Genomic DNA, 12,570 nt, shown 5'->3' with positions numbered 1-12,570 from the left:
CGTAACAGTGACCCCAAAAAGCAAACAAGTACAGTTTTCACGTCGACAAATCCTGAGCCTTGGTGCCACCGCCACCAGCGGGTTGATCTTGTCAGCCTGCTCAACCACCGGAAACCTGCCTGCGGAACCTGCGCCGGTCAAACCAGCGGAAGATCCATCCTATATCTCCATGTACCGGGCCATGCCGGAGGAGGATTTTCCGATCCCGGCCGTCGACCTGTCCAAGGTCGACAAGCGCTTCTACAGGCGGCTTGTCGACGATCCGACCGGTGAACGTCCAGGCACGATCGTCGTGGATACGAGAAACTTCTATCTTTATCTCGTCCGCCCAGGTGGCAAGGCGATGCGCTATGGCGTTGGTCTGGGCCGCCAGGGGTTCGAATGGTCGGGCGAAGGCGTCATCCAGTGGAAACAGCGCTGGCCGAAGTGGACGCCGCCGGCGGAAATGATCGCGCGGCAGCCCGAACTTGCGAAGTGGAGTGCTGAAAATGGCGGGCAGCCACCGGGGCTCAATAATCCGCTCGGTGCGAGGGCGCTCTACATTTTCCAGAACGGCGAAGACACGCTCTACCGGCTGCACGGCACGCCTGAGTACTGGACCATCGGCAAGGCCGTCTCAAGTGGCTGCGTCCGATTGATGAACCAGGACATCATTGACCTGTATGACCGTGTTGCCACGCCTACTCCCATCGTCGTTCGCGGCGGCACCCGTTCATTTGTCTGACAGAAGCCGCTTGCCTCTCAAGGGGCTAGAGCTTGCACAACCTTGTCCTCACGAAAGGACCTCGACATGAAACGACGAAATCTGATCTTCGGCATGGCTGCCACCAGTGTGGTCGCCACCTATCCGGCGCTGCTGTCGGCACAGCCGACGCCCGAGGCACTGCTGGCCCCTGGTCCTCTTCCTGAGAAAAGCTTCGGACCTGACGGTGCGCCGGTGACGATCATCGAATACGCATCCCTGACGTGTCCTCATTGCCGTACCTTTCACGTCAATGTGTGGCCGGACCTCAAGAAGAAGTACGTCGACACCGGCCAGGTCCGGTTCATCATGCGCGAGTTCCCCTTCGATCCGCGTTCATCCGCCGGCTTCATGCTGGCGCGCTGCGTGAGCGACGACAAATGGTATCCGACGATCGACCTGCTCTACCGGACCCAGGACAACTGGGCTCGCGTGCCCGACGGGACGGCAGCTCTGAAGTCGACCATGGGCATGACGGGAATGAGCACCGCCGACTTCGAAAAATGCCTCCAGGATCAGGCTCTTCTTGAGAAGGTCACGGCCGTCGCCGAAGGCGGCAGATCGTTCGGTGTCGATTCCACACCGACATTCTTCATCAATGGGCAGATGCAGAAGGGCGCCCTCAGCATCGAACGCTTCAGCGAGATCATCGATCCGCTGGTTGCCGCGGCCAGGCAGTAGGGAGGTTCCGATGACCACCAGGATCAAAAACCGATGGAAAGCCGGCCTGCTCGTCGGCACGACAATCCTTTCGCTGTCGTTGCCACTTGGCTCGGCCGGCCTCGCGCAGGACGCCGGCGTCGTCGGTCGCGTCAATGGCAAGGACATTACCGCAGACGACCTTGCCATTGCCGAGCAGATGTATTCGCAGCAACTCGGCCAAATGCCAGCCGATGCCAAACGTTCCCTTCTTGTCGATGCCCTGATCGACCTGAGGATCGTGGCCGAGGCGGCCCGCGCGGCAAACGTGCCCGAGCAGGAAGCCTACAAAAGACAGCTGGCATTCTTCGAGGATCAGACGCTCCGCTCTCTGTTCCTTGAGCAGCGCGTGGGAGAGGCGATAACCGATGCGGCCGTCAGGGCCGCCTATGACGAGCAGGTAGCGAAGATTCCGCCCGTTCTTGAACGTCGGCTCCGACATATACTGCTTCGCAGCGAGAGCGATGCCCTCGCCGTCATCGACGCGCTGAAAGGGGGTAAATCTTTCGCGGAACTCGCGCAGGAACGCTCGGCCGATGAGGTGTCCAAAGTCAACGGCGGAGACCTCGGCTTCGTGGCCGATGGGCAAGTCGTCCCTGAGATCGATGTCGCCGCGGCGAAATTGCAGCCCGGGGAGTTCACGCAGACGCCAGTTGCCAGCGCGTTCGGCTTCCATGTGGTCCTGCTCGAGGAAACGCGAAACCGGCCAGCTCCGGCGTTCGAAACCGTCGCACCGCAGATTCGGCAATCCCTGGAAGCAACGGAGGAAAGACGGATTATTGCCGAGCTCAAGGCCGGCGCAAAGGTGGAGAAGCTGGTTCCTGACGTAGCGCCACCGCAGGGCGAGGAGGATGGTCATGAGCACTGATGTCGACAACAATTCCAGCGTAGCGTCGTCAGTCTGGATCGGGCGACGGGCATTTTTGATTGGCGCGGTTGGCTTGCTGGCAGTGCCTGGGCAAGCGCTTGCCCAAGGGACCAAGCGCACGTTCAAGCTTGAGGAGCGTTTCCTTCCCCAGCGCATAGTGTCGCCATACGACTACCCGGCAGGAACGATCGTCGTGGTTCCACGCGACAAGTATCTTTATCTGGTCACAGGAGATGGGAGGGCGCGGCGCTACGGTATCGGCGTTGGCAAGGCAGGTCTGGCGTTTACGGGTTCGGCACTCATCGGACGCAAAGCGAAATGGCCGTCCTGGCGGCCCACCGACAATATGATCCGTCGCGATCCCAAGAAGTATGCCCGTTATGCGGGTGGCGTGCCTGGTGGGCCGAACAATCCATTGGGCTCCCGGGCGCTCTACCTCTACCGCAACGGCCGGGACACGCTCTACCGTATCCACGGAACGAATGAACCCTGGACCATCGGTAAGGCTGTCTCGAACGGCTGCATCAGAATGGTGAACGAACACGTGCAGGATCTCTACGAACGGGTGCCGGTCGGAGCTCAAGTCGTCGTCATCTGATGGAAAGACACGTCCTTGTGATCGGCGCCGGACAGGCCGGACTTGCTGCGGGGTACCATCTGCGGGCTGCCGGCGTACCGTTTCAAATCGTCGACAGCCATCGCCGAGTCGGGGACAACTGGCGGACACGCTATGACTCACTCACGCTCTTCACGCCGCGGCAGTTCAGTGCGCTGCCGGGCCTGGAGCTCGCGGGCAACCGGGAGCTTTATGCCACGCGCGATGAGTTTGCAGACTATCTCGAAAGCTACGCGGCGCGGCTACGGCTGCCGGTCACACTTGGCCGGCAGGTGACTCGCCTGTCAAAAACTGACGGCGAGAGTTTTGAGGCACAACTAGACGACGGAAGGATAATCGTCGCCAGCGAAGTGATCGTTGCGACGGGAGCATTCCAGCGGGCGGTGGTTCCTGAACTCACCCACCGATTTGGCGATGGCGTACTCCAGCTTACGACCGAAACCTATCGCAATCCGAACCAATTGCCCGATGGCCCGGTCCTGGTCGTTGGCGACGGGGCAAGTGGACGAGATATTGCGGCGGAAGTGCGCCCGTTCCAACCCGTTTTGCTGGCCGCTGGAAGGTCACGCAAGCTATTTCCCGAACGTGTCTTGGGAAAATCCATCTGGTGGTGGCTCAACCTGCTTGGCGTTCTGAGCGCGCCTCCAGAGTCGCGGATCGGCAGCAAGCTCAAACGATCCGACGCGTTTCCCGACCGTGACAGGAGTACTGAGAGTCTGGCGAGTAGAGGCATAAGAATTCTGCCACGTCTTACCGAGGCAAGCGGTCGAGTGGCGCAGTTTGCCGATGCCACTTCGGCGGATATCCGCACGGTGATATGGGCGGTAGGATATCAGGATGATACATCTTGGCTCGATATCGCTGAAGCCAAGGGACCTGATGGAGCGTTCCTGCATGAGGCCGGCATCTCACCGGTGAAAGGCATATACTTTGTTGGCCGTCCGTGGCAGCGCAACCGGGCATCGGCGCTGATCATGGGAGCGGGTTCGGATGCCGAGCTAATAGTCCAGCGCTTGTTGTCTGATAGGGAATAGATAGTCTTCGCAGCCTCCTTCCTGTGATGCCTCTTGCGTGAACTTCCAAGCCTTCTTCGAAAAAGATGGCAGCAGACGATCGCGGGGAATCGACCGCGTGCTGCCATCCGGAACCGACTATCGCAGTCGGAAGAGATCAAGCTGCGGGAACGGCGGCAAGGAGTTCGTCGAACAGCTTCTTCGCTTTGGGTGGATGTTTGACTGATTTGGCTTCATCAAGATTGCTGGGCGTGCCGACGGCAATAAGCATCACCATGCCCATGCCATAGTGCGGCGTACACTTCACGCCGTAGACGCCTTCGTTCTCGATAGTAATGGTAATCTGCTCATTCAACTTACCTTTGAAGGGGACTGCGCCTTCGGGCAGCATCCCCTTTATGCTTTCGGCATTGTGTGACTTGTCGGTGGGGATGAACGTGACGGTATCGCCGGGCGACGCAGTCACGAAATCCGGCTGGTAGACCATGGCACCCTTCGTGCCCTTGTTCAGCATCTGGACCTCATGATTGACACCGGTCTGTGCTCGTGCCGGCAATGTTGACAGAGCTGCTATGGCAGTTGTTCCAGCCAGTATCTCGCGTCTAGTAAACATATCGAACTCCTTGATGTTGGTACTTCGGGGATGTTGGTACTTCGGGAAACTCGCTCCCCTTCCTGGCTTCTTGCGGCCAGGTATTGCTTACGGATGGGAGGTGTTCGGATGCCTTTCCTCTCCCGCCCGTGCATGTGAAATGCGGTAGACTGAGGCTGGAGGAAAATTCCAAACAGCAGTCCCAAGCAAATGCGATTCCAGGCCAAGCTTCTCAAGCATCACGCGGGCAACAGGGCACCGCGCCCCATACGTAAACTGGTAGAGATTTCCGCCGGGAGCGAGCCTGTGCGCCACATTCTTGACAATCCGGAACACCGTGGGCGCAGGCATCGAGAGAAGAGGCAACCCGCTAATGACTGCGTCATACCTGATATCTTTGGCGACGCCCGCTGCAGACAACCGGGCCGCGCTTCCTTGGACGATTCGAACGCTCGGGAAGCGGGCCGAGAGCAGATCGGCAAATCTCTTGTCGAGTTCGACAAGTGTCAGTTGCTCTTCGGCAAGACCGCGCCTCAGGAGAGCCTCGGTGAAGACGCCAGTCCCGGGTCCAAGTTCGAGTACGGAGCCCGTGGTTTGGTCGATTGCCTTGGTCATCAAACGAGCCAGCGACATTCCTGAAGGAAGGACGGCTCCGACCATCTTGGGGTTGGAGACCCACTGGCGCAGGAACATGAAGTGCTGCGGTGTAGAAAACATCTATCGACGCGGTCTCTCGCCAAGTGGCACCAGACATTGTGCATGTTGCGGATTGTCGACGTCTGCGACAGCCGTATGGCCGCTGCGAGATGATTTGCGCTGTTGGGTCGAAGTCGCGCCAAAGGCTGACGGCCCGAGAGGCCGAGGACTGATAATCGAGACTCTCATTTCTGGCGAACCGCTTTGATTGCATCCGCAAGCGGCTCTTTTCCGACTGCTCCCTCAATGATCTGATCGCCCACAACGAAAGAGGGCGTGCCTGTCAGTCCGAGCCGCTGTGCTAGCGCCAGGTTTGACGCGATGATTGCCTCAACTGCCGGTGTGGCCATTTCCTCCGAGAGCTTCACTCGGTCGAGCCCCATCTCCTCGGTGAGATCCAAGGCTCGATTGGCGTTTATTTGTCCTTGCATTCCCATCAGTCGCACACGGAAATCTCGAGCGGCGGCGGCGCCTGCGATGCGCTTGACGGACAGAGCTACTTTTGCGGCCTCAACGGAACCCGGCCCAAGAATGGGAAAGTCCTTCAAAACTATCCGCAGCTTGGGATCCTCGGCGGCAAGCGCCTCAACATCAGGTGCCGCCCGCTTGCAATAGCCGCAGTTGAAATCGAAAAACTCGACGAGAGCGGCATCCCCGTCCGGGTTTCCCAGGACCACATCGTCCTTCGTTCGGTACAGTGAATCGGTCTCAGCCAATATCGCTTGTGACCTAGCCTCGGCCTGGGCCGCTAGCCTGCGGCTTTCAAGTTCAGTTAGTGCGTCCTCTATGATTTCTGGGTTTTGAACGAGGTATTCGCGGACGATCTTTTCGATCTCCGCACGGTCAACGGATTGAGCGGATGCTGGTGCGAGCGTTGTCAACAGAACGATGGCATAACATCCAAGCTGGCCTAACCGCGCACTCTTCATTGTCCCGCTCCGCAAACGGTTAGTCGAACAATCGGCCCAGAAATGAACCGTGCCTCCGACCATGGTGTCCGCCATGCCGATCATGGTCGCTGTAGTCGCGGCGGTGGTCTTCACGGCAGTCACTTTGGGCATCGCGAGGGGATGCTTGTGAGCGTCCTCGGCCAGCCTGAACCTGCCCGTATCGTGTATCTTCAGCAGCGCTCCGTTCGATTATCTTGTCGAGTTCTCCTCGATCCAGCCAAACCCCTCGGCACTTCGGGCAATAGTCGATCTCAATGCCCTGTCGCTCGCTCATAACGAGATCGATCCTGCAGTGTGGACAAAGAGCGCTTGCGGCTTGGTTGCTTGGTCCCTGCGAATTTAGCAGCATCTCGATCTCCTGGCATGCAAGCGCATTTTCCTGCCTCGCTGTTGCCAAGGTAGGACCTCGAGTAGGTTGAGGTTCAAGTGTATAAATGTCGCAATGGAGCAGCTACTGGTGACCGGGATGTATCGGCAAGCCGCGAGGTAGAGCGACCACGTGACAATCGCGGCAATGCATCAATGTGGGTTGCTTTTCGCGACCCAGACAGCGACCACGGTTCGCAATCATGTGCAGCTCACGATGGACTAGCGGCAGCGGTCCCAAGCGGGTGCCGCTGAATGTCAAGCGAGGTGTCTTTTGCTGAATTGGCGGTCACCCGCTCGATTGTTTCCGCAAAAGCCGGGTATTATTGATCGGTATCATGATAGGAGCGAGCCATGTCGAATCTAGCAGATGTCAAACGCGGAATGACGGTCCTTGGAGCGGATGGCGCTCCTGTCGGTAAGGTTGCAGCGGTTACAGGAGGTCGTATCGCGCTGGAACCCGCAGGCTCTGGACACCATGCAAAGCACAAACACTATGTTCCGGGTGGTCTCGTCGCCCTGGTGGAAAACAACGTCGTGCGTCTGTCTGCGACGGGCGCAAACGCCGTGCTTCTCGATGAAGAGAGCGACGGCTCGTCAGCGGACTAGCATCATAACTGCCTGGAGGCCGGCGGTGCTGCCCCCCAAGCCTCCCCGCTATGATGCAGCCACGCCAGCACCCAAGCCCTCCCTTTGCCGGCCATCCGCACGAAGCCATTTCGATGTAGGGTGCTGCTCGGCAAGCCCTCCAGAAAGGGTGCAATGGTGATGCGATCGGTATATTATCTCTGTGTACGACTGTGATGCAGTATCGAAGGCTGGACGTCAGGATTATCGCAATACTGAAATTGCTCAGTGTGCCACTTCCAAAAGACAAACTTGCCGTGAGGATATCACACGAGCATGGTGACTATTTATAGTCCTTTCGCCGGGAATGAACGAACGTCTGGAAAGACTTAGTTTTTTAGTTTGACGAACGTTTGGCGACCATTGAGTTCGATTTGGCCTGATAGGCATACGCTGTTGTAGATGCTTGGCCTAAACAGGCAATTGCCAGCCGGAGATCACAGCTGCCTGACGTAGCTCTTCAATTACTTCAATGCCAACGATCGCGGCGAGAAACCAGCTGACATCCCGTAGCGACCGAACGAATACCTGCGACTGGACAAGGAGAGTGTCTTCGCTTTCCGGAAAATTGAAGCGAGGAAAGAAACGAGGTACACGAGCCATGTATAGTATGTAGTCGGATCCAAAGAGACTAAGGAGTCTTCTCTCTTCATTTAGGATCACAGATCTATAGTAGGCAAGAAAAAGGACCGCGCTTATCGCCATAAGAGCAATATTCTGTGCCGCAAGACACACGCCGATTAATCCCAGGAAGGAGAAAAAGTAAAGCGGATTTCGACTAAGGGAATATGGTCCGCTTTGGCACAAACTGAGATCTTTTCGTCCACCAATATATAGCGTGCACGACAGTCTTCCAAGAACCGCACCGAACACCAGAAAGAACCCGGTAAACTCGACCAGACTGTAACCTAGCGTTTCAAAACCCTTAGGCTGGGTTGCGATAAGAATCGTCAGCCATGCCGGAGCCAACAACCAGGTTACGAGGGTTCTTTTGCGCTCAATCGGCGTCTTTCCATGCACGGACTTCAACAACGTCTAACTCCACCCACCGCCAAATGTGCGGTAAAAAATATGCGAGCCGATTTGGGTCATGCGCTCCATCGAGCGCGCCCAGCGCGGGCTGACATACGTCGCGTTGTAATGTGTCGATGATGCGACTTCGGGCAAGAAGACCTTTCCTCCAGAAACGGCCATCGCGACGTCTTTTGCAAGGCGGTAAGCACCTCTGTCAGCGATGACATCGGGAATTCCATCGCAAGCGAAGGAAAACTGGCATTTGTTGATCCAGTTGTCATTTTGATAGACGACGTCGCAGACGGTTGCTGGATAAGCAGGGTTTCGAACCCGATTGAGAATGACTTGCGCGACAGCAGCCTGACCCCGGACCTCCTCTCCCCTCGCCTCGAAATAAATCGCGGTTGCAAGGCACTTTTGCTCGGCAGCAGAAAACACGGTCCCAGGCAGGGGCTGCTTCATCCAATCGTGATCGCCTTCGGCGGTAGGCGGAACGAAACGACCCGCTGTCTCATCAGAACCGAGCAATGCAGCGAAGGGATTTGCAGGCGTGTGGAAATCATCCTTTGGAGCATAGGCTGTGGCGAGGATATCTGCCCCATCGTTGGTGACCAGTTCGGCGAGCGCCGTCGGCACTCCGACAAGACGGTCGTCCGCAGGGCTGTGAAAAGTCGATTGGCCCGCGACCATTTCGGGATCAGATTGAGTTGAAAAGCCCCGTAGAAGATATGAGGTGTCCGTCCCTGAGGAGAATATCCATGAGGCCAGTTCTTGCTGGCCACGTGAAGAATCCGATCTAGTCCGTAGTGCGACACTGACAAGTCGCGGCTTCTTCGCCTCTTCAACCACTCTCTGAGACGACAAGGAGAGCCCTTGGCCGTCATGCAAATTGAGGCGTTTGCCGCCGAGAACGAGGTCAAAGTTTCCGTCTTGGGCTGGAATTGCGACGTTGGACAGTCGGAGTTCCTGCAAATGAGAGCAGTCGTCGGCTCGCTCAACATACGCCGCCCAGCGATTTGGGTCGGGGCTGATGCCTAGCTCGGATCTGGTACCCTGGATTCCTGTGGGTGATGCAAAGCCAAACACGAACCAGCTTGCGCCGAGGATTGCGAGCACGCGCCGGTGACCGTTCGAGGATCGTCGCTCGAAAGCGACTTTCGGTTTGGACCGCAATATCTCATTCTCCGGATGCCCCACGCAGAAGAAGAATCGATTGTTAACCTTGATGGAAGGTTAACACTACTGCGACTGCGCGTCGCAATGTCACGGTGGGGTTGGTCAAGCTTCCATTGAACCTCATGTGGCTTGAGCATTTAGACGGTCATCAAAAGCCGTCTGGGATTGTAGTCAACACAAGGAGGTCGACAGGCGTGGCGATCGACGTGTCAGCGGTCGGACTTCTCACCGCGATTGTGGCCGGCGCCATATCGTTCATTTCCCCATGTGTCCTGCCGCTTGTGCCGGGCTATCTTTCGTTCGTTTCAAGTGGTGTCGACCCTGCATCAAAACGCCTTGCGGATCGGATCAGGATTGTCTGGTCAGCGCTCTTTTTTATAGCCGGGTTCTCCACTGTCTTTGTGATTCTCGGCCTCGGCGCGCAGGCGTTCGGCGGCATCCTCCTGCGTTACAGCGTCGAGGCAAATATCCTCGGAGGAGGCTTGCTTGTCTGCTTCGGTCTCGTCATGACGGGTCTGATCAAAATACCTGTGCTCCTCAGAGATTTCAGGCTGCCAGGTCCGAAGACCGTATCGGGGCCGGCGGGCGCCTACACGCTTGGCCTTACCTTTGCTTTCGGTTGGACACCCTGTATCGGTCCGGTTCTCGGTTCCATTCTTACGCTGACGGCGGTATCGGCAGGGAGCGGCGCTATCCTGCTGGCAGCCTACAGTTTGGGGCTTGGAATTCCGTTCCTGATCGTCGCTGTCGCTTTCAGCAGCCTCGCTGCCGGCTTCAAGCGCATTCGCTATGCCGGTCATATCCTCAACATTTTCGCCGGTGGCATCATGGTCGCCATGGGCCTGCTGATGATGACCGGACGTCTCACCTTGATCGCCTTCTGGCTGCTCGAGCGTTTTCCTGGTCTCGGCTACATCGGCTAGGGCTGGTGCAAAGCTGCCTGAATTCGAACCGGATCGGCTCGATTTCGAGCGGAAGGTGGCTCGAACACGCGCGTCATCGGTTCCTCGTTGCCATCCTGGTAGGCGGACTGAGTGGTTTCGGGTTCGCACCCTATTTCATGTTGCCGCTCGCATATTTCGGGCTGTGCGCATTGGCCTTGATGATACTGCAGAGTCGTAGTGTCTTTGCAGCCTTTTTGGTCGGATGGGCCTTCGGCCTGGGTCAATTCATCGTTGGGTTAAACTGGATAACCGAGAGCTTCGCCGTCGAGGCGGAAAGATTCGGCGTGCTGGCATGGCCCGCCGTGATAGTACTTTCCGCATTCTTGGCAGTGTTCCCCGCAATCGCCGCGATGGCGGCTCGATGCCTTGGCGGAAGAAGCTCAGGAGCACTTATCGTCCTTCCGGCCACCTGGACCATGGCGGAGATGGTCCGCGGTGCGATACTGACGGGATTTCTTTGGAACCTCATCGGATACATCTGGGGCTTCAGCGATGAAATCCTCCAAACTGTCTCCGTTGTAGGAATCTATGGCCTCGGGCTGTTCACCCTTCTCGCCGCAACTATGCCGGTCCTGCTCATCGGGAAACTTCGGCTAGGCATCTTGCCCGCCGCGCTCGTTTTCGTGCTGACGCCTCTGGTCGTTTTCGCCGTTCTGTGGTCCGCGGGGAAATGGCGTTTAGACGCTGCCGACGTCGCCGAGAATGGCGAGCGGGTGCGGATCGTCCAACCGAACATTCCTCAGACCCAGAAATGGGAGCCGAGCGAAGCAAGAGGAATTCTCGAGAAGCTTCACGCACTTGGCACGTCCGGTGATGGGTCCCGACCGCTCTATGTGATCTGGCCCGAGACGGCGTATCCTTTTTTGTTTGAAACGGATCGCGAAATTCCTCCAATACTTCTAGCTGCCATACCATCAGGGGGGCTGCTTATCACCGGAGCCGTGAGGGAAGTCGCTGGACGAAGCCCTGAGGACCCTGCCCTCTTGAACAGCCTCCTCGCGCTCGATGACAAAGGAGGGGTCATCGCGGACTATGACAAGGTTCGACTGGTCCCGTTTGGGGAGTTCACCCCTTTCAAAAGTGTCCTTGGCGCCATGAAGATGACAATCGGCGATATCGACTACAGTCCCGGAAGGAGCGATATGCCCATCCAGTTGGCCGGTTTGCCGGCTGCCAGGATTTTGATTTGCTATGAGGCGATATTCCCACGTGTTGCCAATGACAACGCACGATGGATTTTGAACATCACAAATGACGCATGGTTCGGCCTGTCTGCCGGTCCCTACCAGCACTTTCTCGCCGCACGCGTCAGGGCGATCGAGGCGGGTCTGCCGCTCATCCGCGCCGCCAACAGTGGTATCAGCGCGATCGTCGATGGCTATGGCCGGGTGAAGGACTTGCTTCCGCTAAACGTTAGCGGGGTGATTGATGGCGCACTGCCCGCGCCCGTGAAATCTGAGATCGTGTTTGTCAGGCTTGGGAACAAGCCGCTCGTGGCGATAATGGCGCTGCTTGTCGCGGCCGGTGCCATCACGCAGCGAGGATCAGGACGAAACGGATGGACTGCTCGGGTTTCAGTGGACTGAGCCGACCAACGGGGCGTCTCCTTCTCGTATCGAAACCCATCGCCCGGTGTGATTGGTCGCTTGTCGCTTCAGGTAGGTGTAGCCGGTTTCATCCCAGTTCAGGACCGCATCCGTGAGATTGTCGAGAACGACATCTCCAACGTCGGTTCGAACGGTGAGGACAGCATGTCCGTCGCCGTTTGGTCGCCGCAACACTGTAATCAGGAGATTCGAAGCCGGAATGCCATCGTTCATCAAGACGCGTCGTTTTGCCAATGCGTAGTCTTCACAGTCGCCGGCATCAACTGGATAGGTCCAGAACTCTTCCTTCCCGTAAAGTTCGAGATCGCTTTTCGGCTTGACGGCTTGATTCACGGAGATCGTGAGCTCTTCCAGCCGCGCAAGAAGCTTGGCCGACATTGTCAACGGCGTCATGTCACGGGAGCGTATCGCGCATTCCGAAGCGTTGCGCTTGCAAAACTCGTAATGGCCGATCGGTTGCGAAGTCAGCCCTCCGGTCACCATGGCCGACGGATGGGCCCAGGCGCTGCTGCTTCCAAGCGCCCATACAGCCGCAATGCACGCAGCGGCGATCGACTCCCGCAAGGTCACTACCCAACCCCTCGTCCGATCTTAATCGATATTACCAAACTCTTAATGGCTCCCGCGGCTCGCGTCCATCGCCGTTAGGCCACGACTTTG

At 57.5% G+C, this 12,570-nt stretch carries 15 protein-coding genes; 8 read left to right on the top strand and 7 right to left on the bottom strand.

The window, feature by feature from the left end; all coding sequences use genetic code 11:
• Positions 1–7 precede the first annotated feature (7 nt).
• The 5 genes from FAA86_RS20805 (at position 8) to FAA86_RS20785 (ending at position 3,959) form a co-directional block, all read left to right on the top strand.
• Positions 8–724: a L,D-transpeptidase gene (locus FAA86_RS20805; protein WP_246035151.1), complete on the top strand. Its 717-nt coding sequence runs from the start codon at positions 8–10 to the stop codon at positions 722–724.
• Positions 725–790: 66 nt separating this feature from the next.
• Positions 791–1,423: a DsbA family protein gene (locus FAA86_RS20800; RefSeq protein WP_136542925.1), complete on the top strand. Its 633-nt coding sequence runs from the start codon at positions 791–793 to the stop codon at positions 1,421–1,423.
• A 10-nt stretch (positions 1,424–1,433) separates the two neighbouring features.
• On the top strand, positions 1,434–2,309 hold the full coding sequence (locus FAA86_RS20795) for a peptidylprolyl isomerase (RefSeq protein ID WP_136542924.1): 876 nt from the start codon (positions 1,434–1,436) through the stop codon (positions 2,307–2,309).
• Positions 2,299–2,907 carry a L,D-transpeptidase gene (locus FAA86_RS20790; RefSeq protein ID WP_183954734.1) on the top strand — a complete coding sequence of 203 codons (609 nt, stop codon included), beginning with the start codon at positions 2,299–2,301 and terminating at the stop codon, positions 2,905–2,907. The genes FAA86_RS20795 and FAA86_RS20790 overlap by 11 nt, the downstream gene beginning before the upstream one ends.
• Complete coding sequence (locus FAA86_RS20785; RefSeq protein WP_136542923.1) at positions 2,907–3,959, top strand: flavin-containing monooxygenase; 1,053 nt, start codon at positions 2,907–2,909, stop codon at positions 3,957–3,959. The genes FAA86_RS20790 and FAA86_RS20785 overlap by 1 nt, the downstream gene beginning before the upstream one ends.
• A 136-nt stretch (positions 3,960–4,095) precedes the next feature.
• On the opposite strand, the gene FAA86_RS20780 is transcribed toward FAA86_RS20785, so the two are convergent.
• The 4 genes from FAA86_RS20780 to FAA86_RS20765 all read right to left on the bottom strand — a co-directional run bounded on the left by FAA86_RS20780 (position 4,096) and on the right by FAA86_RS20765 (position 6,525).
• Positions 4,096–4,551: a pseudoazurin gene (locus tag FAA86_RS20780; RefSeq protein ID WP_136542922.1), complete on the bottom strand. Its 456-nt coding sequence runs from the start codon at positions 4,549–4,551 to the stop codon at positions 4,096–4,098.
• A gap of 87 nt (positions 4,552–4,638) precedes the next feature.
• Complete coding sequence (locus FAA86_RS20775) at positions 4,639–5,247, bottom strand: class I SAM-dependent methyltransferase (protein ID WP_136542921.1); 609 nt, start codon at positions 5,245–5,247, stop codon at positions 4,639–4,641.
• A 164-nt stretch (positions 5,248–5,411) separates the two neighbouring features.
• Positions 5,412–6,269 (bottom strand): DsbA family protein, encoded by an 858-nt coding sequence (locus tag FAA86_RS20770; protein WP_246035150.1) that lies wholly within the window; start codon positions 6,267–6,269, stop codon positions 5,412–5,414.
• Positions 6,175–6,525 (bottom strand): TFIIB-type zinc ribbon-containing protein, encoded by a 351-nt coding sequence (locus FAA86_RS20765; protein WP_136542919.1) that lies wholly within the window; start codon positions 6,523–6,525, stop codon positions 6,175–6,177. The genes FAA86_RS20770 and FAA86_RS20765 overlap by 95 nt, the downstream gene beginning before the upstream one ends.
• A gap of 371 nt (positions 6,526–6,896) precedes the next feature.
• Between FAA86_RS20765 and FAA86_RS20760 the strand changes: the two genes are divergently transcribed.
• The gene (locus tag FAA86_RS20760; protein ID WP_136542918.1) at positions 6,897–7,151 is read left to right on the top strand and encodes a DUF2171 domain-containing protein; all 255 of its coding nucleotides are present in this window, start codon (positions 6,897–6,899) and stop codon (positions 7,149–7,151) included.
• A gap of 429 nt (positions 7,152–7,580) precedes the next feature.
• On the opposite strand, the gene FAA86_RS20755 is transcribed toward FAA86_RS20760, so the two are convergent.
• On the bottom strand, positions 7,581–8,201 hold the full coding sequence (locus tag FAA86_RS20755) for a methyltransferase family protein (protein WP_136542917.1): 621 nt from the start codon (positions 8,199–8,201) through the stop codon (positions 7,581–7,583).
• Between the two features lie 3 nt (positions 8,202–8,204).
• Positions 8,205–9,356, bottom strand: a complete 1,152-nt coding sequence (locus tag FAA86_RS20750) for a cell wall hydrolase (RefSeq protein WP_136542916.1) — start codon at positions 9,354–9,356, stop codon at positions 8,205–8,207.
• A gap of 197 nt (positions 9,357–9,553) precedes the next feature.
• Here FAA86_RS20750 and FAA86_RS20745 point away from each other — a divergent pair, with 197 nt between their 5' ends.
• Positions 9,554–10,282 (top strand): cytochrome c biogenesis CcdA family protein, encoded by a 729-nt coding sequence (locus FAA86_RS20745; RefSeq protein WP_136542915.1) that lies wholly within the window; start codon positions 9,554–9,556, stop codon positions 10,280–10,282.
• A 5-nt stretch (positions 10,283–10,287) separates the two neighbouring features.
• Positions 10,288–11,889 carry an apolipoprotein N-acyltransferase gene (gene lnt / locus FAA86_RS20740; protein WP_246035148.1) on the top strand — a complete coding sequence of 534 codons (1,602 nt, stop codon included), beginning with the start codon at positions 10,288–10,290 and terminating at the stop codon, positions 11,887–11,889.
• Here lnt and FAA86_RS20735 read toward each other — a convergent pair.
• Complete coding sequence (locus FAA86_RS20735) at positions 11,878–12,480, bottom strand: transglutaminase-like cysteine peptidase (RefSeq protein ID WP_377344559.1); 603 nt, start codon at positions 12,478–12,480, stop codon at positions 11,878–11,880. The two genes, lnt and FAA86_RS20735, sit on opposite strands and share 12 nt — an antisense overlap.
• Positions 12,481–12,570: the final 90 nt, after the last annotated feature.

This window comes from Rhizobium rosettiformans W3 (assembly GCF_004912135.1).
GTDB classification, from domain to species: Bacteria; Pseudomonadota; Alphaproteobacteria; order Rhizobiales; family Rhizobiaceae; genus Allorhizobium; species Allorhizobium rosettiformans.
This window is presented reverse-complemented; position numbering and strand designations above follow the sequence as displayed.

What these genes read in the sequence shown, in the direction of transcription:
- FAA86_RS20800 (WP_136542925.1), top strand. Translation starts at nt 791, where the DNA reads ATGAAACGACGAAATCTGATCTTCGGCATGGCTGCCACCAGTGTGGTC.
- FAA86_RS20795 (WP_136542924.1), top strand. Translation starts at nt 1,434, where the DNA reads ATGACCACCAGGATCAAAAACCGATGGAAAGCCGGCCTGCTCGTCGGC.
- FAA86_RS20790 (WP_183954734.1), top strand. Translation starts at nt 2,299, where the DNA reads ATGAGCACTGATGTCGACAACAATTCCAGCGTAGCGTCGTCAGTCTGG.
- FAA86_RS20785 (WP_136542923.1), top strand. Translation starts at nt 2,907, where the DNA reads ATGGAAAGACACGTCCTTGTGATCGGCGCCGGACAGGCCGGACTTGCT.
- FAA86_RS20780 (WP_136542922.1), bottom strand. Translation starts at nt 4,551, where the DNA reads ATGTTTACTAGACGCGAGATACTGGCTGGAACAACTGCCATAGCAGCT.
- FAA86_RS20775 (WP_136542921.1), bottom strand. Translation starts at nt 5,247, where the DNA reads ATGTTTTCTACACCGCAGCACTTCATGTTCCTGCGCCAGTGGGTCTCC.
- FAA86_RS20765 (WP_136542919.1), bottom strand. Translation starts at nt 6,525, where the DNA reads ATGCTGCTAAATTCGCAGGGACCAAGCAACCAAGCCGCAAGCGCTCTT.
- FAA86_RS20760 (WP_136542918.1), top strand. Translation starts at nt 6,897, where the DNA reads ATGTCGAATCTAGCAGATGTCAAACGCGGAATGACGGTCCTTGGAGCG.